Raw genomic sequence first — 26384 nt, forward strand, 5'->3', positions numbered from 1 at the left:
GCCAAGTTTTAGCCTATAAAGGTGATAGAATCAGAAATTGAGTAAGAGATGTGTCACAAAAACAAGGGGACACATCGACTTGATGAAAGATTTAAGGAGCTGTAGTTGAAGTAAAGAGAAGCAAGTGTCCCAAACACTAGCGAAAGAAAATAGGGAGGATTAAAATGTTTAAGAAAGCAACGAAATTATTATCGACAATGGTGATTGTCGCTGGAACAGTTGTGGGAAATTTCAGTCCCACAATGGCTTTAGCCGAAGGAGTGGTTAAAGCAGGAGATACAGAAGGAATGACCAATACGGTGAAAGTGAAAGACGACAGTCTAGCTGATTGTAAACGGATATTGGAGGGACAAGCTACTTTCCCAGTTCAAGCGGGTGAAACGGAACCGGTTGATTTAGTGGTTGTTGAAGATGCCAGTGGTAGTTTTTCAGATAATTTTCCACATGTAAGACAAGCGATTGATGAAGTGGTTCAAGGATTATCTGATCAAGACCGCGTGATGCTGGCTTCGTATCGTGGCGGAAAACAATTTATATTTCCTGATGGAAAAGTAAAAATTAATTCAGCTGATTATGATATGAATGTGCGTGTTGATACTCAATTAACCCATGATAAAAGCCAATTTGTTTCTGGCTTTGGAGATGTTCGGACGTATGGTGGTACACCAACTGCCTCAGGATTGAAACTTGCTTTAGATACGTACAATCAAACACACGGAGATTTAACGAATCGAAAAACATATTTCTTATTAGTGACAGATGGGGTCGCTAATACACGTTTAGATGGTTACTTGCATAAAACCAACACCAATGATTCAATCAATGAATATCCAGATCCAAGACATCCTTTTCAAGTTTCGGTTGAGTATAGTAATGACTATCAAGGTGCAGCAGCAGAAGTTTTAGCGTTAAACCAAGAAATTACTAACCAAGGCTATGAAATGATTAATGCGTATTGGGAAAGTGTTGAATCTTTAAGTTCAGTAAATTCATATTTTGATAAATATAAAACAGAAGTGGGTCCTTTTGTAAAACAAGAGTTGCAACAAGGATCTAGCACACCAGAAGATTTTATTACAAGCCAATCTATTGATGATTTTACAACCCAATTAAAACAAATTGTCAAAGATCGTCTGGCGCAATCGACACCAGCAACAGCTTCATTAACAATTGCTGATCAATTTGACATTCAATCGGCGACCGCTACGGACGATGCTGGAAATGATGTGCCTGTTCAAATTAACGGACAAACCATTTCAGCAACTAGTACAGAAGGTTACGTAGGAAACATCACGATTCACTACGAAGTCAAAGAAAATACAGCGATTGATGCAGCAACCCTTGTAAGTAGTGGGACAATGAATCAAGGAACAATTGCTAAGGAATTTCCAGAAGCGACGATTCCTAAAAATGACAATGCGCATGCGTGTGACGTGACGCCAGAAGATCCAACGATTACAAAAGATATCGAAAATCAAGAGCACTTAGATTTAACCAATCGTGAAGATAGTTTCGATTGGCATGTCAAAACAGCCTTTGGTAACGAAACAAGTACTTGGCAACAAGCCAGTTTAGTGGATGATATTAACCAATTATTAGATATCCAAACAGTCGTTGTCACAGATGAAAATGGTAAAGATGTTACAGCTAACGGCACAGTAACACAAGAAAATAACAAAGTAACTTTTGAAATGAACAAACAAGCAGACAGCTATGACTATTTAAGTGGTCATACGTACACAATGACCATTACTACTAAAATCAAAGCTGATGCAACGGACGAAGAATTAGCACCTTATATTGAACAAGGTGGCATTCCCAACCAAGCCGACTTAAACTTTGGTAACGAAGGGGACGTGTTGCATTCCAACAAACCAACTGTAACACCGCCGCCAGTAGATCCAAATATTACTAAAGACGTAGAAGGTCAAGATCACTTAGATTTAACCAACCGCGATCAAGAATTTAAATGGAATGTCAAAACAGCCTTTGGCAACGAAACAAGCACGTGGACCCAAGCCAGCCTGGTAGATGACATTAATAAAGTGTTAGACATTACAGACGTGAAAGTTACTGATGAAAATGGTAAAGATGTTACAGCCAACGGCACAGTAACACAAGAAAATAACAAAGTAACTTTTGAAATGAACAAACAAGCAGACAGCTATGACTATTTAAGCGGTCATACGTACACAATGACTATTACCACTAAAATTAAAGCTGACGCAACGGACGAAGAATTAGCGCCTTATATTGAACAAGGCGGGATTCCCAACCAAGCCGACTTAAACTTTGGCAACGAAGGTGACGTGTTACATTCCAATAAACCAACAGTGACACCGCCTGCACCAACGCCAGAAGATCCAACGATTACAAAAGATATCGAAGGTCAAGAGCATTTAGATTTAACCAACCGCGACCAAGAATTTAAATGGAATGTCAAAACAGCCTTTGGCAACGAAACCAGCACGTGGACCCAAGCCAGCATGGTGGATGATATTAACCAATTATTAGACATCACAGACGTGAAAGTTACTGATGAAAATGGCAAAGATGTTACAGCTAATGGCAAAGTAACACAAGAAAATAACAAAGTAACTTTTGAAATGAATAAAAAAGATGACAGCTACTCATACTTAGCTGGACATACGTACACAATGACTATCACCACTAAAATTAAAGCTGATGCAACGGACGAAGAATTAGCGCCTTATATTGAACAAGGCGGGATTCCTAACCAAGCGGACTTAAACTTTGGCAATGAAGGTGACGTGTTGCATTCCAACAAGCCAACCGTAACACCGCCTGCACCAACGCCAGAAGATCCAACGATTACAAAAGATATCGAAGGCCAAGAACATTTAGATTTAACCAACCGCGATCAAGAATTTAAATGGAACGTCAAAACAGCTTTCGGTAACGAAACAAGCACTTGGACCCAAGCCAGCATGGTGGATGACATTAATAAAGTGTTAGACATCACAGACGTGAAAGTCACAGATGAAAATGGTAAAGATGTTACAGCCAATGGCACAGTAACACAAGAAAATAACAAAGTAACTTTTGAAATGAACAAACAAGCAGACAGCTACTCATACTTAGCTGGACATACGTACACAATGACTATTACCACTAAAATTAAAGACGGCGCAACCGATGAAGAATTAGCGCCTTATATTGAACAAGGCGGGATTCCTAACCAAGCGGACTTAAACTTTGGCAACGAAGGGGACGTGTTACATTCCAACAAGCCAACCGTAACACCGCCTGCACCAACGCCAGAAGATCCAACGATTACAAAAGATATCGAAGGCCAAGAACATTTAGATTTAACCAACCGTGACCAAGAATTTAAATGGAATGTTAAAACAGCCTTTGGTAACGAAACAAGCACTTGGACCCAAGCTAGTTTAGTGGATAACGTCAACCAATTATTAGATATCCAAAAAGTCGTTATCACTGATGAAAATGGTAAAGATGTTACAGCTAACGGCACAGTAACACAAGAAAATAACAAAGTAACCTTTACTATGAACAAAAAAGATGACAGCTACTCCTACTTAGCTGGACATACCTATACCATGACCATTACAACCAAAATTAAAACTGACGCAACGGCCAAAGAATTAGCGGCTTATATTGAACAAGGCGGGATTCCCAACCAAGCCGACTTAAACTTTGGCAATGAAGGTGACGTGTTGCATTCCAACAAGCCAACCGTAACACCGCCTGCACCAACGCCAGAAGACCCAAAAAAACCTGAACCTAAACAACCGCTAAAACCGAAAAAACCGTTGACGCCTACAAATCATCAAGCACCAACGAACCCAGTCAATTTTGGGAAATCAGCAAGTAAAGGAATTCATTTACCAATGACTAATACAACAGTAAATCCACTTTACATGATCGCAGGTTTAATTATCCTTATAGTGGCTATTAGCTTTGGTATAACAAAAAATAAAAAAAGAAAAAATTAGACAAACTAAAAAGGAAGAAAAAACATGAATAAAAAAATTTCGTTCAGTCTGTTAATTTTGTTACTTAGTTTGTTGGTAGGTTTTACATTTATTCCGCATAAAAAGGAATTAAGTTTCAATGAGTATCAAGAAAAAAAACACTCTGGCGAAACATTTTATGTTGTTTTAAAAAAGAAAAACTGTTCAGATTGTCAGGATTTCGAGAAACTATTACAAGCACCTAAACAGGTTTACTATGTAGAATTAACCAACAAAGAGACCATGAAGGAATGGTCAACATTTATCCGAGAAAATAAAGTTTTACATGTGCCATCTATGTTTAAAATAGATAACGGCCATCTCAAGAAAATTGATGGAGAAGGAGATGCGAATCAATTATTCGCAAACTATCAAAAAATAACGAAGTAAAAAGAATAAAAAGACAAGCCAAGTTTCCTAAATAAAGGAAACTTGTCTTGTCTTTTTTCTAGTAATAGTCGTTTATTAAATAACATGTGAAATGTTTTACAAATCCATTTTGGTTTGATAAAATAAACGCGAACATATGAATTTGTTTTCATTTGTTTTGGAAGGAGGAACGAATGATTGAATTGATTTTACTTTTGTCGGTGATTCTTTTAGGTTTATTGATTGGAAATAAAAGAGTTGATAAGTGGCTTTTTCTTAAGGCATTACTTTTGTTTTCTGTTATGCTAAGTGTGAGCATCTTAATTTCGGTAGCTATGTATTTATTATTAACAATAGGCGTTGCAAAAGTAATAGGAGAGCAGTTAGAGTCGTTATTTCTTTTAGGGATAGTCGTTATCATCAGTACGAGTCTTTTATTATATTTTTTATTGAATTTAACGACGAAAAAAATTGTTTTACCCATCGCTTTAATGAAAATAATTGAATATTATATTCAATGGGTATTGATTTATGTTACTATTTATCAAGTGATTTTTGATCAGTTTATTGTTTCTTCAGAAGTAAAAAATACGTTACAAGGGACTATTGATGAGCCAGTCGCAATCATTATTGTTATTTTGCCATCATTTATTTCAATTTGGATTGCCGTTGTTTTATTTAGGCTTCGTATGGAAGAACTTTAATCAGATACTTTTAGAATGGAGGAGTTTGTATGTCTGCTTGGCAAACATTTAAAAATGGAACAAGGCAATTTTTTAAAGACATCTTGCAGTACTTATGGTTATTTTTTACTTTAAATGTTTTATTATTATTGGTGGGTGGGGCTTTTAGTTGGGCTACTTCCAACGCACTAAAAACTCAAGGTATTCCTTATCTTTCGTTTAATAACCTGAATTTACTGTTAGAAAAGCCGCTTGCTCTGGTGTTATTAATTCTCTTGTTGTTACTTTTTTTAGGTGCAGTTTTTTATCAGTTTACCTTTTTATTATTAGGGATTTTTCAAATACGGCAGGATCATCGCTTTCATTTTAAAGGAGTTACCAAGGCATCTTTTAAGGTTCTTAAAAAGCAAGGTGCCCGTTCGTGGTTATTCTTTTTCGGTTATTTTGTTGTCATTGTCCCTTTTGGTAACCTGATTTTCCAAAGTAATCTATTGACGAAATTTGTGATTCCAGATTTTATTGTTGAATTTTTGTCCCAACGAATTCCTTACTTGGTTGGGTTACTGGCCTTTGGGTTATTAGTCTGGTATTTAGCTATTCGTTTCATTTACACGCTTCCATTAATGATTCTGGAGAGAAAAAAAGCGGGCGAGGCAGTTAAGGCTAGTTGGTCAATGACAAACAAACGATTATGGTTCATTATTCGTAATATTGCATTTGTGACGATCGCGGTATTTGTTTCAACGTATGTTATTTATGTGTTACTTTATCTTCTACAGTTGAAGTTAGATACCTTGAGCGATACCATTAGTTTGCTAGGTGGGATTTTAAATTTAACGGTTGTCCAATTTTTACAGTTTGTCTCTAATGCTTGGCTTTCAGTATTACTGATTAATTTCTTATATACACAATTAAATGTTCAAGCAGAAACGACGACAAAAGTTGCCTTTGACAAAGAAACGAAACGTAATAAATTAGTGACTATCGGAATGGGCCTAGGACTATTCACCATTTTTGGCGGCTATATAATTTTCAACGCTGTTTACTTAACAGGGCTATTAGAATCAAAACCTTTGATTATTTCGCATCGAGGGGTCACCAATAGTAATGGCGTGCAAAATACTATTCCTGCTATGGAAAGAACCATTAAATTTAAACCAGATTATATTGAAATTGATGTTCAAGAAACCAAAGACCATCAATTTGTTGTGATGCATGATGCAAACCTTCAAGAACTCGCCGGCGTCGATGGCACGCCACAAGAATTTACGTTGGCTGAATTAACAAAAATGACCGTTAAAGAAAATGGCCAAGAAGCACCAATTGCCAGTTTTGATGATTATTTAGCGAAAGCAAACCAAGCCAAACAAAAATTACTAGTAGAAATTAAAACGTCTAAACAAGATAGTCAAGGTGCGCTATCTAACTTTATTGAAAAATATGAACGTCCTTTGATAAAGAATAACCATCAGGTTCAATCTCTCGACTACAATGTGATCAAAGCGTTTAAAAAAGCCAAATCAAAAGTAAAAGTTAGTTTTATTTTGCCCTATAATTTCACTTTTCCAGAAACACAAGCTGATTTGTATACAATGGAAGCTACCACGTTGAACGATACCTTCATTTTAAAAGCTGACCAACAGAAAAAAGCAGTTTATGCTTGGACAGTTAATGACTCAGAGGTATTAAGTAAAATGCTCTTTATGGACGTTGCTGGAGTGATTACCGATGATTTGGAGTTAGTCAATGAAGAAGTCAATGACTTTGAAAAAAATCCATCGTACGCGGATCGTATTTTGCATTATATTTTTATGCTACCAAGTGTGGCTTCTCAATAAAAAATGAAGAAGAGGGTTAAACGAAATGAAAAAAGAATTTTCGCGAGTACTTCTTAAAAATCAATCAGATGAAATTCTTATTTTAAAAGATCGGCCAGACACTTGGAATTTCCCTGGCGGAAAACAAGAACTTGGTGAATCAGCGCTGGAATGTGCGATTCGTGAAATGAAAGAAGAATTAGCAGTGGAAATTACTGAACTTGAAGAAATTTTTACTGGACCACTCGTTTTTGATTCAATCGTTTGGCAAGGACATTTTTATTTTGCCAAACAAGCCCAAGGAAAAGTTACGCTGAACGAACCAAATAAAATTAAAGGCGTACAATTTATTAAGCGGTTTGAGGAAGTAAATTTTTCACCAGGATTAGCTCCGCTATTTGATTATTTGGCGCGTAGCGATTATTTAAAGTTAAACAAAACTAACTGGAAATAGAAAGAATAGGAGTGTTTTTTGCTAGGGCTTTGTCAAGCGCATCTTTGATTATTTTAGAAAGTCCAAGGAAAAGTCGTGGGCATTGTTTATTTCTAATAAATATGTTATAGTAATTAAGTAATCAATTTTGATAAGTAATTTGAGTTATATATTTAAAAACTATACTTCTCCTTTTGCCACTCAACATTTTTTGCAATAACTTGCATATTTTTATGCACTAGGAGGAAATATATATGAACAACGGTACAGTAAAATGGTTTAACGCAGATAAAGGTTTTGGATTTATTACAGGTGAAGATGGCAATGATGTATTTGCACATTTTTCAGCTATTCAATCAGATGGATTTAAAACTTTAGACGAAGGCCAAGCAGTAACTTTTGATACTGAAGAAAGTCCACGCGGCTTACAAGCAACGAACATCGTAAAAGCTTAATAATGAATGAAAACGGACCACGTGTTGGTCCGTTTTTTTGATAGCTGTTGTCTGATCTCGTCATTAATTACATAGCAAAACAAAGCAGAGGCCATTTAAAGGAGGAGAATCTGAAGACGACCTTAACTGAGCTGTTACTTGTAAGTGGATTATTTTGGCTAGTAATCATAATTGGTGTGATTGCGGGTAGCATATTTCTAATTAAGTATTTTAGAGGTCGGAGCTGAACGGTTCTGTTCCCGCCAATTATCAGGTTTTAAGCCTGGGACAAAAATCCAAAGTGATTTTTGCCCCAGGTTCTTTATTTAATTAGGGTATTAAGTTTTAGGTAAAATAATTAACAAATTAAAAGCAATTTACTATATAATCAGAAAGGGATCTTTAAGAGAGAAGCAGGTGTTTACTTGTCGTAATACTTTGTTTAGCAGATAGAAAAAGGAAACGTTATGCGTTACAATAGGAACGGAGGAATTTTAGCCTTATTGGATTTTTAGCTGAAGCAGAACAAATGTTGTCGCGTTAAGTGCGATTGAGCTTGCCACAAGCAACATTTGAAAAAACTACGGATAGAAAAATCATTCCTAAACAAGAAAAAAACACTCTTTAGATGAATAAAGAGTGTCCAGAAACGTTGATAAATCAACATATTTAAATAACGCGCCCTGAGGGAATCGAACCCCCGTCTCAAGAACCGGAATCTTACGTGATATCCACTACACTAAGGGCGCGGCACGAATACTAGTTTAGCTGATATTGACAAAAATTACAAGAGGGAGGACGAAAATAATGAAATTTGAGCAACGAATGTCCCAACAACAAAAACAAGTCCAGAAGTTGGCCATGACTCAACAGCTTCAACAATCCATTCAAATTTTACAATTTAATACGGAAGAACTCGCTGCCTTTGTTGAAGCGAAAGCACTAGAGAATCCATTGATTGATTTACAAGTAGATACGCAGTACACCACAGATTTTCCGATAACTAGTCGTTCTTACACCAACCAAGACGAAGAAAATAATTATATGAATCAAATTCCAGACTATCATTTATCATTATTTGAGTCTTTAATTGATCAAATTCATTTGAATTATCGAGATACATACTTGCGAACATTGGTATTGTTTTTAGTAGAATATATAGACGTGAATGGTTATTTAACGATTTCGTTAGAAGAAGCGGCAGAGAAAACCGAAGCAAGCGCCATTCAAATGCTAGATGCATTAACTTTGTTACAACAGCTAGATCCAGCAGGTGTGGGGGCACGCAATTTACAAGAATGTTTGATGCTACAAACAGAACGAGACGATACCGCGCCTAATTTAGCGTATATTTTATTGGAGGAAGAGTTTGATGCCTTAGTGAGTCGTAAATGGGGCCCGTTAGCTAAAAAATTCGGGATTGAATTAGCAGAAATTCAATTGATCTTTGATTATATACAAACGTTATCGCCAGCGCCAGGGAATATTTTTGATGCGACCGAGGAATTGTATATTCGACCAGATTTAACTGTCCGAATCAAGGAAGATCGAATAGTGGTGATTTCCAACAAAGCTGGTCGACCGACATTAAATTTTCAAGAAAATTATTTCAAACGAATGCAAGAGACTGACGACAAAGAAGTCCAAGAATATATTAAGGATAAGAAAAACGAATTTGAATGGTTAGAGCGCGCAGTGAATCAGCGGGGGGATACAATTTTACGTGTAGGGCAAGAAATTGTGCGCCGTCAAGAAGCCTTCTTTTTAGAAGCAGATCGGCCATTAAAACCAATGACTTTAAAAGAAATTGCGGATGCTTTGTCTATTCATGAATCGACAGTTAGTCGTGCGGTTAATGGAAAATATCTAGAAACCACGTTTGGTGTCTTTGAATTGCGCTCATTCTTCTCCACAAGTATTCTTTCATCAGAAGAAGATGGCGAGGATGTCTCAACAACGATGGTTAAAAAGCAACTACAAAAATTAATTGATCAAGAAGTAAAAAGTAAACCGTTATCTGATCAAAAATTAGTCGAGCGATTAAAAGATTCAGGTATGGAAATATCCCGGCGAACGGTGGCAAAATATCGTGAAGCCCTAGGGATTCCATCTTCATCTAAACGAAAACGATATGAGTAAACAACCAAAGCTTATGAGTGATTTTCATAAGCTTTGGTTGTTTTTTTACAATTTAAAAAATGTTGGTTTTTTGAATTGTAAAAAAAGCCTAAAGGAGACAAAGTTTGCTTGCCATTTCCTAGGAAAAAACGTATATTAAAGTTACTTGCTTCTTTAAATAAAGGAAAAGAATAATTTTATAGAAAAGTTGGAAAGCACAAATGAATCAGACAGCAAATAGCAAGAAAAAACGCTATATTACAGGTTTTGATGGCATTCGGACGATCGCTGTAATTGGCGTGATTTTGTATCACCTTTTTCCCCAAGTCATGCGAGGTGGCTACTTAGGTGTTCCGATTTTCTTTGTTGTTTCAGGTTATCTTATTAACGACTTGTTGCGGCAAGAATGGGCAGAAAATCAGACCATTGATTTAAAAGGATTTTATGTGCGAAGGATGAAACGGCTGTATCCAGCATTAATTGTGATGCTTTTAAGTGCAGTTAGTTATATTACACTCTTTCAGCAGGATTTATTAAACAATATTCGCAGCGTTGTCGCTAGTAGTGTTTTTTATTACAACAACTGGTGGCAAATTTTTAAAGGGTTTTCTTATTTTGATGGATTTGCGACACAATCGCCATTTGTACATATTTGGTCATTGGCAGTTGAAGCGCAAAATTATTTAATTTGGCCATTACTTTTTATTCTTCTGGAACGCTTTGTTCGTAAGCGCGGTCGAATTTTCAGCTTAGTTTTAATCGGCGCCTTAATTTCGGTGACGCTGATGGCCGTTTTATATGTTCCTGGCGCAGATCCTACACGTGTCTATTATGGAACAGACACACGTGTTTTTTCTATTTTACTAGGTAGTGCATTGGCGTATGTTTGGCCAAGCACACGTTTGAAAGAAGAAATTCCAGAAGCCTCTAAAAAAATCTTAAATGGTGCTGGTTTAAGTGCCTTAGTTCTTTTAGTATTAGCCTTTTTAACATTATCAGATCATACAAATTTTGTTTATTACGGCGGCATGTTTTTAATTAGTTTGGCAGCCACTGTCTTAGTGGCCGTCACTGCACATCCAGGGGCAGATATGAATCGTTGGTTAACGAATCCAGTCTTTACGTGGATAGGTAAACGGAGTTATGGCATTTACTTGTATCAATTCCCAATCATGATTTTTTATGAGGCCAAAATTAAGACCTTATCGGACCATGTTTTTCTACATTCATTGGTTGAAATAGCATTAATTTTAGTCGTGAGCGAATTGTCTTATCGTTTTATCGAACATCCACTGACACGATTGTCTTATAAGGATGTCTGGACTCAATTCACTGAGTTCTTACGGAAACCGTGGGACCTTCGTGAAAAAGGGACAATGGCCTTTATGACAGTGATTAGCGTGATTGCAGTATTCGGTTTAATTGTGGCTCCAGCAAACGCTAAAAGTGCGCAACAAGAGCAACTAGAAAAAAATATTGCGAAAAATCAGCAAAAAATTGAAGAACGTAAAAAAGAAGTCCAAGAAAGTGGCACGAAAAATAGTAGCACGTCCACAGAAAGTAGTACAAAACCGAGTGAAAGCCAAGACGTTCTACCCACACAACTTACACCAGAGCAAGTAAAAAAAGCGCAGAATTTAGAAATCACAACTATTGGTGATTCTGTTATTCTAGATGGTGCTAGCGGGTTACAAGATATTTTCCCTAAAATGATTATCGATGGGGAAGTGGGCCGTCAATTGTATAGTAGCATTTCACTAATTGGTGAACTAGACAAAAAGAAAATGCTCAAAGATACTGTTTTAGTGAGTTTAGGTACGAATGGTCCTTTTACAGAGGCACAATTTGATGAATTTATGAAAGCGTTAGGTAATCGAAAAGTTTATTGGATTAATGTTCGCGTCCCAACTAGAAGATGGCAAAATCAAGTGAATAGTTTACTTAGTCAAATGGACAAAAAATACGATAACTTAACGGTCATTGACTGGTTTAATTATAGTAACGCCCATGATGATTGGTTTTATGATGACCGAGTTCATCCAAATGTGGCAGGTGGCGAGCAATATACACACTTTATCGCGGAGAAAATTTTACAGTAGCAAGAAACTTCCAGCTCAGATGAAAGGGGCTGGAAGTTTTTTGTTGCAGATAAAGAAATCGTTTACAAAATATGGTGTTTACGTTACGATAAATAAATAATCATCGTTTTTATAGGAGGTAGATAATGAGAGAAAATCGGAGTGAGAACAGCGAAATTTATGCTGAAGATATTAGTTTTTTCTACAAAAAAAATTATTTTGTTTTGGAAGATATTAATTGGAAAATCGAAAAAGGACAATGTTGGGGGATTCTCGGGCACAACGGTGCGGGAAAAACGACACTAAGTTATTTAGTTTTAGGATTGCTGAAGCCGAGCAAAGGTGTAGTACATAATTATATAAAAAAGTAGAATATCTTCCGGAAATGGGTGGTTTCTATGAACGACTGACAGTCAGAGAAAATATACTTTTTAAATTGGAGCTGTCGGGGGAAAAACAAAAGTCAAAAAAATTGACACAAGTGTTAAAAGAATTTGGATTAATAGACTATGAGTTTAAACGTGTAGATAAATTGTCACAGGGATTAAAAAAAAGAGTTGCTTTAGCAATGCTTTTTTTAAGAGAGAGTGAAGCTTATTATTTTGACGAACCTACGAATGCTTTGGATCCAGAAATGAAAAAGAAGTTACGACAATTAATTATTCATTTAAAAGAAGCAGGAAAAATCATTTTAATTAATAGTCATGATTTAGCTTTCGTTGAAGAAATATGTACTAATTTTTTAATATTAAATAATGGAAAAGTCTGCTTCAATGAGCCAAATATAGGAGTCAATTTAGAAGAAATCTATTTGGAAAAAGTAGGTGAACACCATGAATAAAGAATTTTTTTATGAAATCCAAGTAGTGATTAAACGTGAGTTTCTGGAATTAAAAAGTCATCTTTGGAAATATTTCGGCTTAATGCTTTATTTGATTTTTTTTACAGTTTTCATTAGTAAAAGCGGCGGTTCAGAAGGAATTGTTTTGCCAAATGAAGCTAACTTATTTTCCAGCTTTACTTTGGCCGGTAGTTTTGCTGCTATGTTTATCATGAGTACAATGCTTCAAGAAAAAAAGCAAATGACTTTACCTCTATTAATTCTGTCTTCTGTCAGTATAACTAGGGTAGTTGTTGGGAAAATAGTGGTTGCTGTAATGATTAGTGTACCTTTTCAAGTGTTTCAACTACTTATTAGTCTTGTTATTTTAAATAACCAAAAGAGTCCATATCTTTATCTGTTGGCACCACAGAACATAGTTACTTTCCCTTTTATTACTTACCTGTTAGGAAGTTTAGTTCTATTGCTTTCGGTAATTATCAAAGATAAAAAGGTGGCAGAGTATCTTTCTGTTTTTTGTTCGCTGACTTTAGGTGGCATTCTCGCAAGTGCCTATATTTTATTCAATGTACAGTTTTCTTTAGTAAAGATTTTACTTTATTTTCTGTTTTTAATAAGTTGTAGTATTTTGCTAACTATGGCAACAAGTAAGATAGTTAAAAATTCGCTATTCTTTATTGAATAGTGTGATAGAAATTTATAATAGGTTAATGATTTTCTTGAAAACCTAAGCTTTTTTTTTAGATATCTGGTATACTGTTTTTGTTACAAGTTCCCGAAAGGATTTAGCAAGTAATTGTCGTTACTTACTAAAGATGCCTTGTAACCGAAACTATTTAGGGGGAATAACATTATGACAGAAAGACATTTATTTACATCAGAATCCGTTTCAGAAGGACATCCAGATAAGGTAGCTGACCAAGTCAGTGATGCAATTTTAGATGCGATTTTGGAGAAAGATCCGATGGCCCGCGTGGCATGTGAAACATCCGTAACAACTGGTTTAGTCCTAGTATTTGGAGAAATTTCTACAACAGCTTATGTAGATATCCAAAAAATTGTTCGTCAAACTGTGAAAGATATTGGTTATACACGAGCAAAATATGGATTTGATGGAGAGACTGTCGCAGTTCTTGTAGCAATCGATGAGCAATCACCTGATATCGCTCAAGGGGTTGACGCAGCCATAGAAGTGCGTGATCAAGATGAAAAAGACGATATTGGCGCTGGTGACCAAGGCTTAATGTTTGGTTTTGCCGTTGACGAAACACCAGAATTAATGCCATTACCGATTGCGTTAAGTCATCGTTTGGTTCGCCGTTTAGCAGAATTGCGGAAGGAAAAAGTCTTACCTTACTTACGTCCTGATGCAAAATCTCAAGTAACAGTGGAATATGATGATCAAGGTCAACCACAACGTGTGGATACGATTGTCATCAGTACACAACATGATGATGAAACAACCTTAGAACAAATCGAAAAAGATATTAAAGAACAAGTAATCAATGAGGTGATTCCTCATGAACTTTTAGATGATGAAACAAAATACTTTATCAACCCAACTGGTCGCTTTGTAATCGGTGGCCCTCAAGGAGATGCCGGCTTAACTGGTCGTAAAATTATCGTTGATACTTATGGCGGTTATGCTCGTCATGGCGGCGGTGCTTTTTCTGGAAAAGATGCAACCAAAGTTGACCGCTCTGCTAGTTATGCTGCGCGTTATATCGCGAAAAACATTGTTGCTGCTGGTTTGGCGAAAAAAGTAGAAGTCCAATTAGCTTATGCAATTGGTGTGGCGCAACCAGTGTCTATTTCTATTAATACGTTTGGTACGAGTGCTCTTCCAGAAAGTAAATTAATCGAAGCAGTTCGTAAAAACTTTGATTTACGTCCAGCAGGTATTATTGAAATGCTAGATTTACGTCGCCCAATTTATAAACAAACTGCGGCTTATGGTCATTTTGGTCGAACAGATATTGATTTACCTTGGGAACAAACAGATAAAGTTGAAGCGTTAAAAGCTAGTTTAGCTGAATAATTAAATAAAAAAAACAAGAAGTCAGCCAAGTATTGGCTGACTTCTTGTTTTTTTTGCAATAATTTTTTTATGAAAAAGCATTTTTTTTAAGACATTTTGTTCTTTTTTGTATAGAATAGCTATGGAGCAATTTAGAAAATTGACAATTGAATAGAAAAGGATGTGAACAAATGGCAAAAGAAACAAATGTTAAGTTAGTCACGGTGAGTGTTTTTGTGGCAACATTTATGACAGCCATTGAAGGGACCATTGTGTCTACTGCGATGCCAACGATTGTCGGCTCGTTACATGGCATGGAAATTATGAACTGGGTATTTTCAATTTATTTATTAACGAATGCGATGTTAACACCGATTTATGGGAAACTTGCGGATAAAATTGGTCGTAAACCTGTCTTCATGATTGGCATTATTATTTTTATTTTGGGCTCCTCGTTGTGTGGCTTTGCTCAAGATATGTTGACCTTAATTATTGCCCGCGCAATTCAAGGTGTGGGGGCAGGCGCAATTTTACCAGTTGCGTTAACGATTATTGCCGATATGTATACATTGGACAAGCGAGCGAAAATTTTAGGTTTAAACAGTGCCGCCTGGGGAATTGCTAGTATTTTTGGTCCGTTAGCAGGTGGTTTTATTGTAGATACAGTCGGTTGGCATTGGATTTTCTTCATTAATGTTCCTATTGGACTTGTTTTATTGGGCTTGATTAGTATTTTCTTAGTTGAACCAAAGCGGGAACGGACCAAGATGCCAATGGATATTTTGGGCAGCGTTACTTTGATGGCAGTGCTGCTAACGTTATTGCTAGGTTTTCAAATGATTAGCGATAATGGTTTTACATTAGTAACATTTGGTTGTTTGAGTTTGAGTGTGCTCTTTTTTGTAGCATTTGTGATGATAGAAAAACGCGCGCAAGACCCAGTGATTGATTTGCATTTATTTAATCAACCAACGTTTGTTTTAGTAAATCTTATTGCAGCGCTTATTAGCGGTTTCTTAATGGGGATTGATGTCTACATTCCGATGTGGATGCAAGGTGTCTTAGGAAAAAGTGCAGGAATTGGTGGCTTAGTTTTAGCGCCTATGTCGTTACTTTGGATGGCTGGATCATTTATAGCAAGTAGCTTTATGGAAAAATATGCTATGAAAAAAGTCTTAACGATTGGGTTATCGATTCTATTAGTCGGGACCATTTTTTTAGTGGTAATGCCAATGGCCGTTCCGTTTTGGCTTTTCTTTGTAGTGTCTTCTGTCTTAGGAGTTGGTTTTGGGATTACTATCACAACGACTACGGTGACAGCACAAAGTACAGTGGATCCTGAAAAAATGGGGGTTGCAACATCGTTTAATACGTTGGTGCGTACAATTGGGCAGACTGTGATGGTGTCAATTTTTGGTGTGATTTTAAATGCAGGAATGTTTGCGAAATTGGAAGCGAGCGCGTTAAACGTCGATGCAGATGTCATGAATCAATTAGTGAATCCACATACTGCAAATTTAATTCCAGCTGCGTTGTTAAAACCATTACGCGGTATCCTCTATGCAGGTCTGCATAATGTTTACTTAGTCGGTGCGGGCTTAGTTGTTGTCGCTCTTTTGTTAAATATTTTCGCAAAAGCGCAACGAGCGAAGGTTTAGTGGTACACTAATAGAAAGAGTATTGGAGGGAAAAGTAGATGGCCTTTTTACAAGCAAATATTTATTCAAATGTATTGGAAATGGAAGTGAATGTGAACGTAATTTTACCACAAGAAACGGTAAAAAAAGTGGGCACAAGTACCCAAGCAGCATTAACAGATATTCCCGTGTTGTATTTATTACATGGGATGGGAGGGAATCACAGTGTCTGGGCTCGCAGAACCTCTATTGAGCGGTATGTCGCTGATTTGGGGATTGCTGTCATTATGCCGTCCACGGATTTAGCTTGGTATACGGACACACAATACGATATGAACTATTGGACGTTTATCTCAGAAGAATTACCGAGAATTTGTCATCAACTCTTTCCACAGTTAAGTACAAAACGAGAAAAAACCTTTGCCGCTGGTTTGTCAATGGGTGGTTATGGCGCCTTGAAATTAGGATTAGCGAAACCAGAATCTTTTGCAGCCGTTGCTTCTTTGTCTGGGGCAGTTAGTTTATCATCCACTAGTTTTGGGGAATTATTAAAAGTCCGTAAGCGAAGCTATTGGGAAGGTATTTTTGGCCCGTTAGATCAAATTGAAGGTTCCATTCACGATCCGCTGTATTTATTACAACAATTAGTAGAAAGCCAAACAGAAATGCCCCAATTTTACCTTTGTTGTGGGGAGCAAGATATGTTACTTTCTGCTAATCAACAGATGGCTCAAGCGTTGGAACAGGCACAGGCAAGTTACACTTTTGAAACTGGACCAGGAGAACATGACTGGGTGTTCTGGGATGAATGGATTCAAAAAGCCTTGGCTTGGCTACCAATACCAAAATAGAGAAAGTAGTTTTCAATATTTATTTTAAAAGTTAACCCTTGGTCTGTCAGTCGAAATGACTGACGGACCAAGGGCTTTTTTTATTTAGATGAAGATGTGTTGTCTGCTTGCAACCCATCTAAGTAGGTTTTAACGGCTTGAATAAAGGCGGATTTCTGGTGGATGGAGTGTCGAAATTGAATGCTTTCCTCCATGTACGTTAACTCATTGTCGGAGACATATTGTTTCATGTGCAGCACTTGTTCTTTTAAATAGTCATCTCCGTTCAACACTTGCGAAACGAGCTGTTTTTCCTCCGTTGCGTCCATAATCATCCCAAATAAAAGATGTTGTAAAGACGTTACTGCTAAATGAGTCATTTCTGGTGAAAAACCTGCTTCTCTTAAAATGCCCATCATTTGATTCAAATGGCGTAATCGTTGGGGATAGGCAGGGACGGTTTGGATTTCGATAGCTACGGCACAGGGAAATTGTTGATAGAGATCATAATAGTTTTCCATGAAGGCTAGTAAGTCAGAATACCATTCACCACATAATGCAGGTTCTTGAAAGTGCTCTTCAATCGCTTCAGCCATACTTTGAAGTAAGGCTTGCTTATTTTTAAAATACCAATAAATTGCGGGCGCCTGTACACCAAGCTGTTTGGCGACTTTACGCATAGAAAGTTGTTCTAAAGTGGGACTTTTTTCTAACAAAGAAAATGCGGCTGCAATAATCGTGTCTTTTGATAATTTCGGTTCCATGATTTTAGCTCCTATTAAACGTTATCTTCGTAAGTTTATCAAAAAGAAGGTACACTTTATGATAGGAAAAACTTGTGAAAAATTAACTTGTTCGCTTGTATTTTACCACTAAAAATGGTAAATTATGAATCGGCCTTATTTTACAGTGTTAAATTGGTGAAGTCAATGAGCAAATTGATTTTTTTGTAATGGGGAAGAATTCGCAGACCAACACTGAAGAAGCAGGGAACTATTTTAAGAAAGTAGGGATAAGATGGACCTTATTATTCAACACGCCAAAAAATACAAAGGCTCGGTAGTTATTGCCTTGTTGGCGGTGATCGTAATGGTTGTCTCAGCACTTTGGCAACCAAAATTGTTACAACAAGTGTTGGAAGCAATTATGAATGACGATAGCGACAAAATGAAAAACTTAGGGATTCAATTAATTGCCATTGCAGGATTAGGACTCGTTGCAGGGGTTATTAATACAATTTTTTCTGCCAAAGTTGCCCAAGGTGTCAGTGCTGACATTCGTGAAGCAACTTTCCGCAAAATCCAAACCTTTTCATTTGGCAATATCGAAAAATTTTCAGCAGGTAACTTAGTTGTTCGTTTAACAAATGACGTTACTCAAATTCAAAATGTCATTATGATTGCGTTGCAGACACTTTTTAGAATTCCTTTTTTATTTATCGGGAGTTTTATTTTAGCGATGCTAACCTTGCCACAACTATGGTGGGTGATTGTTGCACTTGTCATCGCAGTTATTTTGATTTCTATGCTGTCCTTTTCGCAAATGGGCAAGCATTTCATGATTATTCAAAACTTGATTGATAAGATTAATGGTATTGCAAAAGAAAATTTGTTAGGCATTCGTGTCGTCAAATCATTTGTTCAAGAAAAAAATCAATTGTCACGTTTTACAAAAGTGAGTGAAGAATTAACCACCCATAACTTAATCGTAGGTAGCTTATTTGCTGTGATGATTCCAGCGTTTATGTTGGTGGCGAACTTAGCCGTTGTAGGCTCGATTTTCTTTGTGAGTAACTTAGTCAAGGATGATCCAACTTTAATCGGTGGTGTCGCTTCCTTTATGAACTATTTAATGCAAATCATGATGGCGATTATTATCGGCGGAATGATGATGATGATGACTTCTCGTGCCGCTGTTTCCATTAAGCGGATTAAAGAAGTGATGGAAACAGAACCAGATGTTACCTACAAAAAAGTCCCAGAACAAGAGTTAATTGGTAGTGTTGAGTTTGATCACGTATCTTTCCGTTATCCTGGGGATGAAGAAGATACCTTGAAAGACATCTCTTTCTCTATTCAGCCAGGTGAAATGATTGGGATTGTGGGCGCAACTGGGGCTGGTAAATCTACATTGGCACAATTAATTCCACGTTTGTTTGATCCGACAGAAGGAAAGATTGAAGTTGGTGGTGTCGATTTACGAGAAGTGAACGAACACAGTTTACGAAAAACAGTTTCCTTTGTGTTGCAAAAAGCAATCCTGTTCTCTGGAACGATTGCGCAAAATCTACGCCATGGTAAACGTGACGCTTCTGAAGCGGACATGGAACGGGCTTCAGGCATCGCCCAAGCCAAGGAATTTATTGAAAAATTGGCAGAAGGTTATGATGCACCCGTCGAAGAACGAAGTAATAACTTTTCTGGTGGACAAAAACAACGGTTATCAATTACTAGAGGTGTGATTGGTGAGCCTAAAATTTTGATTTTAGATGATAGTACCAGCGCGTTGGATGCTCGTTCGGAGCGGTTAGTCCGAGAAGCGTTGGATAAAGAGTTAAAAGAGACTACCACGATCGTTATTGCCCAAAAAATTTCTTCTGTTGTCCATGCAGATCGTATTTTAGTATTGGATAATGGACGTTTAGTCGGGGAAGGCACGCATGAAGAATTAGCAGCTACGAACCCCGTGTATCAAGAAATTTACGAAACTCAAAAAGGAAAGGAGGAAGCTTAATGACTGATTTAATAAAAGCTAGTAAATTTTTCTATCATTATTTAAAACGTTACAAAGTTTCTTTCCTCTTTATTTTCTTAGCAATTTTCGCAGCGACTTATTTACAAGTCAAAGCGCCGCAATTCGTTGGGGAAGCTATTCAGGAATTAGCGAAATATGCGGTTAATGTGATGCAAGGAAAAGACGATAAAAGTGCGTTCGTTTCTGTCATTTGGAAACTACTCATTTTTTATGTCTTAACTAGTGCCGCTAGTTTCATTTATAGTATTCTCTTTACACAAGTCGTGGGGAAATCGACAAACCGCATGCGGATTGGTTTGTTTAACAAACTAGAAAAATTGACGATTCGTTTCTTTGATTCTCATCAAGATGGTGAAATTTTAAGTCGTTTTACTAGTGACTTAGACAACATCCAAAACAGTTTAAACCAAGCGTTGCTACAAGTATTAACCAATATTGCCTTATTGGTTGGTGTCTTAATCATGATGTTCCGTCAAAATGTGGAACTGGCATGGGCCACAATTGCTTCTACGCCGATTGCGATTTTAATTGCGGTCTTTGTGATTAGCAAGGCGCGCAAATATGTCGATTTACAGCAAGATGAAGTGGGTAAATTAAATGGCTATATGGATGAAAAAATTAGTGGGCAACGTGTGATCATCACTAATGGCTTACAAGAAGAAACCATTGACGGCTTTTTAGAGCAAAATGAAAAAGTCCGTGCAGCTACGTATAAAGGTCAAGTGTATTCAGGATTACTTTTCCCAATGATGCAAGGAATGTCATTAGTCAATACGGCAATTGTTATTTTCTTTGGTGGTTGGTTAGCAATCAATGGCTCTGTTGATCGTGCTGCTGCGTTAGGTTTAGTCGTTATGTTTGTCCAATATTCTCAACAATATTATCAACCATTAATGCAAATTTCTTCAGGTTATAGCATGATTCAATTAGCTGTTACAGGCGCTCGTCGTTTAAATGAGATGTTTGATGAACCAGATGAAATTCGTCCCGAAAATGGCGAAAAATTAGAAGAGATTAACAAAGCTGTAGCTTTAAATCATGTTGTTTTTGGCTATAATCCAGAAACGCCTGTGTTGAAAGATGTTTCTATTCATGTGGATAAAGGTGAAATGGTCGCTTTAGTCGGACCGACAGGCTCAGGAAAAACAACGATTATGAATTTAATGAATCGCTTTTATGATGTGAATGAAGGCGCCGTGACGTTTGATGGTGTGGACATTCGTGAAATGGATTTAGATAGCTTGCGTTCACATGTAGGCATTGTTTTGCAAGAGTCCGTTCTATTTTCAGGAACAATTCGTGAGAATATTGCTTTTGGTAAGCCAGAGGCCACGGATGAAGAAATTGTTCAAGCGGCGAAACAAGCGAATATCCATGAATTTATTGTAAATCTTGAGCAAGGTTACGATACTGAGATTACGGAAGAGAATAATCTTTTCAGTACGGGGCAAAAGCAATTAGTAAGTATTGCACGAACGATTATTACCAATCCAGAATTATTAATTTTGGATGAAGCAACAAGTAATGTTGATACAGTAACAGAAGCCAAAATCCAAAAAGCGATGGACGAAGCAATTAAAGGGCGCACCAGTTTTGTGATTGCCCATCGTTTGAAAACGATTCTAAATGCGGATCGGATTATTGTTTTACGAGACGGTGAAGTCATTGAAGAAGGCAACCACCATGAACTAGTTGAACAAGATGGATTTTATGCGGAACTTTATAAAAATCAATTTGTTTTTGAATAAGTTGAAAGAGGTCGGGACAGAAGTGTGTAACTCCGAGAAATAAGAAGGAATTTCCGAAAATTGTTCTATAATTTTTGGAGAATTTCGACTTATTTCCGAAGGAGTTGCTTCTGTTCCCGCCGTTTATCAATTTTTAAGCCTGGAACAAAAATTCAAAGTGATTTTTGTCCCAGGCTCTTTTTGCTATGCTAAATAGAAAAAGGAGAAATATCAATGGAAAAATGAGGAATGTACGGCAATTACGGCGCACGTTTTTGGTGCTAAATACTTTATTTGTACTGAGTGTATTCAGAGAGAATCGATGGACAAAATCGGCGCTGCTTTTTTGGTTGTTGGCTAATAGTTTTTTATCTGGACTGCAGTGGTTGATTTATTTTGGGGGCGAAAAAGGCTGGCTGATACATCTGCAGCGGTGGTATTATTGCGCGATTCTTCTCCAAATAGCAGGCACATTGATTGTATATTTTTCGTTTTTTGTATAAAGGTCTCTCGTTTCTTGCCGGAGAATATGCTAAAATAAAAAGCAGCAGGGGGCGAGAAAACCATGGAAAAGCCAAATAAACGCAAAGCTGATTTAGAACGTACACGGCAAATTATTTTGTCTGTCGCTTCTGAATTATTCATGACAAAGGGGTTCAAAAATACCTCCACTCGTGAAATTGCTTTAAAAGCGAACATTACCCAACCGAATCTCTATCACCATTTTAAAAATAAAAAAGAACTGTATTTAGCTGTGATTGAAGAATTAACGTCCCGTGTTCAGGAAGAATTAGTCCCAATTGTTTCTGGAAATGCATCAGTAGAAGAAAAACTTTATCAATTAATCAAAGTTTTGTTAGATGAACATCCGACCAATCTTTTCTTAATGTTGAACGACATGTTTCAAGAAATGGGCCCTGATTACAATCGTACGCTGTATCAAATTTTCAAAAAAACCTATATCAATAATATTGCGGCTATTTTTGAAAGTGAACCTGAAACCAATTGCTTACAAGAGGGCATCAGTGTAGATGATGCAACTCGGTTTATTTTATATAACGTTAGTGCATTATTAAGTATTGAAAAAACGTACCAGCGAAAAACAGTGGATGACGATGTCAAAAAATTTATTCAATTTATGCTACATGGCGTTCTGAAAAGTCACAAATAAAAAATAGAGAAGCCCTGTTGAAAAACAGACTTCTCTATTTTTTTGTAAAATTCACTTATCAATCGATAAATAATTATTGATTTATCGATTGATAAGTGATATAGTTTATTTCGAAAAGAAGAAAGAGGTGAACCATTCATGTTTTTAGGATTTAATGAAATGAAGTATTCAAAAGGACGGTACGTCCTTGTAGTTTTAGTAATGGTCTTGATTGCTTGGTTAATTTTTATTTTGTCAGGTTTAGCGAACGGTTTAGCTCAAGGAAATCGTTTAGCGGTAGATCAATGGCAAGCGAATCAAGTGGTTTTATCAAAAGAGGCCAATAGTAATTTAAATGTATCAGTGTTAGATGAGAACGTGAAAGAAACGATTTCAGGAGGCAAAATTGCACCGATTGGTCAACAGTCGTTAGCCATCCGCCCAGCAGATGACAAAAAGGCTGAATTAACGAATGTTAGCTTATTTGGGATTGAAAAAGAAAGTTTTTTAATGCCAAAAGTGATTGAAGGAAACGCATTTACTGATAAAAATCAAGTGATTGCTTCAGAAACATTGAAAAATCAAGGATTTAAAATTGGCGACAAATTAACTGCAGGGAAATATGATGAGCAATTAGAAATTGTCGGCTTTATTTCTAAAAGTAGCTATAACATTGTGCCAGTTATTTACACTTCTCTGGATACTTGGCGGTCAATTAAATATGGTGACAATCCAGCAATGGCCAAAATGGTTAATGGTTTCATTGTTCGCAGCAAGGACAACACGGAAGTTAAAACGACTAATAAAGACAGCCAAGTTCTTTCAATTTCAGATTTTATTGAAAAACTGCCAGGATACAGCGCTCAAAACTTGACCTTGGATGGCATGATTTATTTCTTGATTGTGATTGCAGCGTTCATTATCGGTATTTTTATCTTTGTGATGACTTTACAGAAAACAGCAATGTTCGGTGTCTTAAAAGTTCAAGGGGTGCCGACTAGTTTCTTAGCAAAGGCAGTCATGCTACAAACCGCTTTATTGGCTGTTCTAGGAGTGGCGATTGGTCTTGCTTTAACGGGAATTACCGTGCTCTTTTTACCAGAAGCGATGCCTTATGCAACTAATGGACCACGCATGATTTTGTTTAGTGTACTATTGATTTTATCTGCATTAATTGGCGGGGCATTTTCAATTCGAACGATTGCTAAAATTGATCCGTTAATCGCGATTGGAGGTTAGAGACATGGCAAATGTTTTAGAAATGAAAAATATTTATAAAAAATATGGTGAAAAACATACAGAAGTGATCGCGTTAAAAGAATTATCTTTTGCGGTTCAGCCAGGTGAATTTGTCGCAGTAATTGGTCCTTCTGGTTCTGGTAAAAGTACCTTTTTAACGATTGCAGCTGGTTTACAGGCACCGACAAGTGGTGAAGTCATTGTTGGCGGGCAATCACTAAATAAGTTAACGAAAAAACAACGTTTGGCGCAACGTTTTCAAAAAATCGGCTTTATTTTACAAAGCTCTAATTTGGTGCCATTTTTAACAGTGGAAGATCAATTTCACTTAATTGAAAAAGTTGATAAGTCACGTAAAAATAGTGAATTAAAAGAGCAATTGTTAGAGACGTTGGGGTTAAAAGAATTACGAAATAGTTATCCTCGTGATCTCTCTGGTGGGGAAAGACAACGGGTAGCCATTGCGTGTGCATTGTATCATGAGCCAGACGTAATTTTGGCAGATGAACCTACGGCTAGTTTAGATACAGAAAAGGCGTTTGATGTTGTCCAATTACTAGCGAAAGAGGCTAAAGAGAAAGATAAAGGAATTATCATGGTGACACATGATGAGCGTTTGTTGAAATACTGTGATCGAGTGGTTCGTATTCGTGATGGTGAATTGACAGAGTAACAAAACAAATAAAAGAGAACATGGTCGGATTGCTAGAGACAATCCGATCATGTTCTCTTATTTCTTTTCAATACAGAAAAGAACAGGTGGCTGATTTTTTTGATTGATAAACTCATAACGTAAGACACTGTATACATCTTGTGGTAAGGCTTGCGTGTAATTCGTGACCAAATCAAGTTCCTCTGAACCACCTTCGTGGCCATAATAAACGACTAAAATAATGCGACTTCCTTTTACCAAATGAGGCAGTAACCCATCTAACGCCTGTTTAGTCGTAGCGGGTTTTGTAATAATTTCCTTATTACTTTTAGGTAAATAGCCTAAGTTAAAAATAGCGGCAGTGATTTCTGTTTCTTCATCTAGGACAGCATGAAGATGTTCATGTCCTAATGGAAATAACGTAGTTTGTGGGAGTAAATTAAGTTCTGTTAACTTTTGTTCTGTATTGATCAACGCTTCTTTTTGGATATCAAAGGCGAAAACTTCACCAGAAGGGCCAACCAGCTCTGCTAAGAATGCTGTATCATGACCATTTCCCATTGTTGCATCAATGACGAAGTCGCCAGGTTCCACCACTTCTTTTAAAAGTTGGTGACTAAAATGTAGGGCTGTTTGTAGCATTAATTGAAAACTTCCTTTCCTGAAATGACAGTATATTTTCCTTGATAACTGTTGCGGCGTTTCATTTCCGCATCAATCGCATTGAGGACTTCCCATTTTTTCAAACTCCACATCGGTCCGATAATTGTTTCAAAGGGAGCATCGCCTGTCAAGCGATGAATAACAATTTCGGGTGGAATCATTTCTAACTGATCACAAATCACTGAAACATAGGCTTCTTTGCTCATCAATTGTAAGCGTCCTTCATTATAATCCCGCATCATTTTGGTATTTGTCATTAAATGAAGTAAATGCAGTTTAATCCCTTGGATATCTGAATCCTGAATAGTTCGCCGCACATTTTCGCGCATCATGGCAGGTGTTTCCCCAGGTAGCCCGTTAATTAAATGTGTACAGACCCGAATCCCGTGTTTCCGTAATTTAGCCACACCATCTAGATATGTTTGATAATCATGCGCGCGATTAATGGCAGCGCTAGTTTCCTCAAACGTGGTTTGCAAACCCAACTCTACCCATAAATAAAAGCGTTCATTTAATTCGGCTAAATAGTTCACCACCTCATCAGGCAAACAATCAGGACGGGTACCAATGGATAAACCAACGACGCCTTTTTCATTGACTACTTGTTCAAACCGATGACGAATAACGTCAACTGGCGCATGTGTATTGGTGAAATTTTGGAAGTAAACAATGTATTGATCGACAGTTGGCCATTTTTGATGCATCAATTGGATTTCTTTTTGAAATTGAAGCGGCAGGGGATCGCTAGGTGCAACAATCATGTCGCCTGAGCCAGAAACACTACAGAACGTACAACCACCTTTGGCAACCGTCCCATCACGATTGGGGCAATCAAAGCCACCATCAATTGGCACTTTAAAAATCTTTTCACCAAACTGTTGACGAAGTGCATAGTTCCAAGTGTGATAGCGTTTATTTGGATCATCTGAATAAGGAAAAATTTGCAT

The 26384-nt window shown here is 37.0% G+C and carries 20 protein-coding genes, 1 tRNA gene, 1 pseudogene and 1 riboswitch; of the genes and pseudogenes, 18 read left to right on the top strand and 4 right to left on the bottom strand.

The genetic code is table 11. The features are described 5' to 3' along the window. The first annotated feature begins 164 nt into the window (after positions 1–164). The 6 genes from IGK96_RS02585 to IGK96_RS02610 all read left to right on the top strand — a co-directional run bounded on the left by IGK96_RS02585 (position 165) and on the right by IGK96_RS02610 (position 7752). Entirely contained in the window at positions 165–3977 is a 3813-nt protein-coding gene (locus IGK96_RS02585) for an isopeptide-forming domain-containing fimbrial protein (protein WP_104846698.1), read from the top strand. 24 nt (positions 3978–4001) lie between these two features. Continuing rightward, positions 4002–4385 carry a bacteriocin gene (locus IGK96_RS02590; RefSeq protein ID WP_002358745.1) on the top strand — a complete coding sequence of 128 codons (384 nt, stop codon included), beginning with the start codon at positions 4002–4004 and terminating at the stop codon, positions 4383–4385. 173 nt (positions 4386–4558) lie between these two features. Continuing rightward, positions 4559–5068 (top strand): SA1002 family membrane protein, encoded by a 510-nt coding sequence (locus IGK96_RS02595; RefSeq protein ID WP_085443253.1) that lies wholly within the window; start codon positions 4559–4561, stop codon positions 5066–5068. Positions 5069–5097: 29 nt separating this feature from the next. Then, the gene (locus tag IGK96_RS02600) at positions 5098–6885 is read left to right on the top strand and encodes a glycerophosphoryl diester phosphodiesterase membrane domain-containing protein (RefSeq protein WP_002363211.1); all 1788 of its coding nucleotides are present in this window, start codon (positions 5098–5100) and stop codon (positions 6883–6885) included. 25 nt (positions 6886–6910) lie between these two features. Beyond that, a complete protein-coding gene (locus IGK96_RS02605; protein WP_002361287.1) occupies positions 6911–7318 on the top strand; it encodes an NUDIX hydrolase in 408 nt (135 codons plus the stop codon). A 233-nt stretch (positions 7319–7551) separates the two neighbouring features. Next, positions 7552–7752 carry a cold-shock protein gene (locus IGK96_RS02610; RefSeq protein WP_071646582.1) on the top strand — a complete coding sequence of 67 codons (201 nt, stop codon included), beginning with the start codon at positions 7552–7554 and terminating at the stop codon, positions 7750–7752. Between the two features lie 656 nt (positions 7753–8408). Here the strand turns inward: IGK96_RS02610 and IGK96_RS02615 are convergent. After that, positions 8409–8480 (bottom strand) — tRNA-Arg (locus IGK96_RS02615). A 58-nt stretch (positions 8481–8538) separates the two neighbouring features. Here IGK96_RS02615 and rpoN point away from each other — a divergent pair. From rpoN to IGK96_RS02650, 7 genes and pseudogenes are all read left to right on the top strand, one after another. Further along, complete coding sequence (rpoN, locus tag IGK96_RS02620) at positions 8539–9870, top strand: RNA polymerase factor sigma-54 (protein ID WP_002361288.1); 1332 nt, start codon at positions 8539–8541, stop codon at positions 9868–9870. Between the two features lie 200 nt (positions 9871–10070). After that, on the top strand, positions 10071–11948 hold the full coding sequence (locus IGK96_RS02625; protein WP_002373449.1) for an acyltransferase family protein: 1878 nt from the start codon (positions 10071–10073) through the stop codon (positions 11946–11948). Positions 11949–12073: 125 nt separating this feature from the next. Next, positions 12074–12768: pseudogene (locus IGK96_RS02630) on the top strand (ABC transporter ATP-binding protein). Next, a complete protein-coding gene (locus IGK96_RS02635; RefSeq protein WP_010707812.1) occupies positions 12761–13453 on the top strand; it encodes a hypothetical protein in 693 nt (230 codons plus the stop codon). The pseudogene IGK96_RS02630 and the gene IGK96_RS02635 overlap by 8 nt, the downstream one beginning before the upstream one ends. Before the next feature lie 75 nt (positions 13454–13528). Continuing rightward, positions 13529–13624, top strand: a riboswitch (SMK box riboswitch). Beyond that, positions 13622–14806, top strand: coding sequence for a methionine adenosyltransferase (gene metK / locus IGK96_RS02640; RefSeq protein WP_085443254.1), 1185 nt, complete (start codon positions 13622–13624; stop codon positions 14804–14806). (Overlaps the previous riboswitch by 3 nt.) A 170-nt stretch (positions 14807–14976) precedes the next feature. Beyond that, a complete protein-coding gene (locus IGK96_RS02645; protein ID WP_085442963.1) occupies positions 14977–16443 on the top strand; it encodes an MDR family MFS transporter in 1467 nt (488 codons plus the stop codon). 38 nt (positions 16444–16481) lie between these two features. Continuing rightward, entirely contained in the window at positions 16482–17273 is a 792-nt protein-coding gene (locus IGK96_RS02650) for an alpha/beta hydrolase (protein WP_002366213.1), read from the top strand. An 80-nt stretch (positions 17274–17353) separates the two neighbouring features. Here IGK96_RS02650 and IGK96_RS02655 read toward each other — a convergent pair whose 3' ends face one another. Beyond that, positions 17354–18016 (bottom strand): TetR/AcrR family transcriptional regulator, encoded by a 663-nt coding sequence (locus IGK96_RS02655; protein WP_002358755.1) that lies wholly within the window; start codon positions 18014–18016, stop codon positions 17354–17356. A gap of 253 nt (positions 18017–18269) precedes the next feature. Here IGK96_RS02655 and erfC point away from each other — a divergent pair, with 253 nt between their 5' ends. The 5 genes from erfC to IGK96_RS02680 all read left to right on the top strand — a co-directional run bounded on the left by erfC (position 18270) and on the right by IGK96_RS02680 (position 24795). Next, complete coding sequence (erfC, locus tag IGK96_RS02660) at positions 18270–19985, top strand: multidrug ABC transporter ATP-binding protein/permease ErfC (protein ID WP_002355662.1); 1716 nt, start codon at positions 18270–18272, stop codon at positions 19983–19985. Further along, entirely contained in the window at positions 19985–21754 is a 1770-nt protein-coding gene (gene erfD, locus IGK96_RS02665) for a multidrug ABC transporter ATP-binding protein/permease ErfD (RefSeq protein ID WP_002358756.1), read from the top strand. Before erfC ends, erfD begins: the two co-directional genes overlap by 1 nt. 544 nt (positions 21755–22298) lie before the next feature. Then, on the top strand, positions 22299–22904 hold the full coding sequence (locus IGK96_RS02670; RefSeq protein ID WP_002355664.1) for a TetR/AcrR family transcriptional regulator: 606 nt from the start codon (positions 22299–22301) through the stop codon (positions 22902–22904). Positions 22905–23042: 138 nt separating this feature from the next. Next, positions 23043–24122 carry an ABC transporter permease gene (locus IGK96_RS02675; RefSeq protein WP_002373458.1) on the top strand — a complete coding sequence of 360 codons (1080 nt, stop codon included), beginning with the start codon at positions 23043–23045 and terminating at the stop codon, positions 24120–24122. A gap of 4 nt (positions 24123–24126) precedes the next feature. Beyond that, positions 24127–24795 (top strand): ABC transporter ATP-binding protein, encoded by a 669-nt coding sequence (locus IGK96_RS02680; RefSeq protein WP_002363221.1) that lies wholly within the window; start codon positions 24127–24129, stop codon positions 24793–24795. Positions 24796–24852: 57 nt separating this feature from the next. Here IGK96_RS02680 and IGK96_RS02685 read toward each other — a convergent pair whose 3' ends face one another. After that, the gene (locus tag IGK96_RS02685) at positions 24853–25416 is read right to left on the bottom strand and encodes a class I SAM-dependent methyltransferase (RefSeq protein ID WP_002355667.1); all 564 of its coding nucleotides are present in this window, start codon (positions 25414–25416) and stop codon (positions 24853–24855) included. Beyond that, on the bottom strand, positions 25416–26384 hold the full coding sequence (locus IGK96_RS02690; protein ID WP_002355668.1) for a TIGR01212 family radical SAM protein: 969 nt from the start codon (positions 26382–26384) through the stop codon (positions 25416–25418). The genes IGK96_RS02685 and IGK96_RS02690 overlap by 1 nt, the downstream gene beginning before the upstream one ends.

This window comes from Enterococcus sp. DIV0682 (genome assembly GCF_051712685.1).
In the GTDB taxonomy this organism is placed as follows: domain Bacteria; phylum Bacillota; class Bacilli; order Lactobacillales; family Enterococcaceae; genus Enterococcus; species Enterococcus faecalis.

Coding starts and splice junctions, on each gene's coding strand:
- IGK96_RS02585 (WP_104846698.1), top strand. CDS start 165: ATGTTTAAGAAAGCAACGAAATTATTATCGACAATGGTGATTGTCGCT.
- IGK96_RS02590 (WP_002358745.1), top strand. CDS start 4,002: ATGAATAAAAAAATTTCGTTCAGTCTGTTAATTTTGTTACTTAGTTTG.
- IGK96_RS02595 (WP_085443253.1), top strand. CDS start 4,559: ATGATTGAATTGATTTTACTTTTGTCGGTGATTCTTTTAGGTTTATTG.
- IGK96_RS02600 (WP_002363211.1), top strand. CDS start 5,098: ATGTCTGCTTGGCAAACATTTAAAAATGGAACAAGGCAATTTTTTAAA.
- IGK96_RS02605 (WP_002361287.1), top strand. CDS start 6,911: ATGAAAAAAGAATTTTCGCGAGTACTTCTTAAAAATCAATCAGATGAA.
- IGK96_RS02610 (WP_071646582.1), top strand. CDS start 7,552: ATGAACAACGGTACAGTAAAATGGTTTAACGCAGATAAAGGTTTTGGA.
- rpoN (WP_002361288.1), top strand. CDS start 8,539: ATGAAATTTGAGCAACGAATGTCCCAACAACAAAAACAAGTCCAGAAG.
- IGK96_RS02625 (WP_002373449.1), top strand. CDS start 10,071: ATGAATCAGACAGCAAATAGCAAGAAAAAACGCTATATTACAGGTTTT.
- IGK96_RS02635 (WP_010707812.1), top strand. CDS start 12,761: ATGAATAAAGAATTTTTTTATGAAATCCAAGTAGTGATTAAACGTGAG.
- metK (WP_085443254.1), top strand. CDS start 13,622: ATGACAGAAAGACATTTATTTACATCAGAATCCGTTTCAGAAGGACAT.
- IGK96_RS02645 (WP_085442963.1), top strand. CDS start 14,977: ATGGCAAAAGAAACAAATGTTAAGTTAGTCACGGTGAGTGTTTTTGTG.
- IGK96_RS02650 (WP_002366213.1), top strand. CDS start 16,482: ATGGCCTTTTTACAAGCAAATATTTATTCAAATGTATTGGAAATGGAA.
- IGK96_RS02655 (WP_002358755.1), bottom strand. CDS start 18,016: ATGGAACCGAAATTATCAAAAGACACGATTATTGCAGCCGCATTTTCT.
- erfC (WP_002355662.1), top strand. CDS start 18,270: ATGGACCTTATTATTCAACACGCCAAAAAATACAAAGGCTCGGTAGTT.
- erfD (WP_002358756.1), top strand. CDS start 19,985: ATGACTGATTTAATAAAAGCTAGTAAATTTTTCTATCATTATTTAAAA.
- IGK96_RS02670 (WP_002355664.1), top strand. CDS start 22,299: ATGGAAAAGCCAAATAAACGCAAAGCTGATTTAGAACGTACACGGCAA.
- IGK96_RS02675 (WP_002373458.1), top strand. CDS start 23,043: ATGTTTTTAGGATTTAATGAAATGAAGTATTCAAAAGGACGGTACGTC.
- IGK96_RS02680 (WP_002363221.1), top strand. CDS start 24,127: ATGGCAAATGTTTTAGAAATGAAAAATATTTATAAAAAATATGGTGAA.
- IGK96_RS02685 (WP_002355667.1), bottom strand. CDS start 25,416: ATGCTACAAACAGCCCTACATTTTAGTCACCAACTTTTAAAAGAAGTG.
- IGK96_RS02690 (WP_002355668.1), bottom strand. CDS start 26,384: ATGCAAATTTTTCCTTATTCAGATGATCCAAATAAACGCTATCACACT.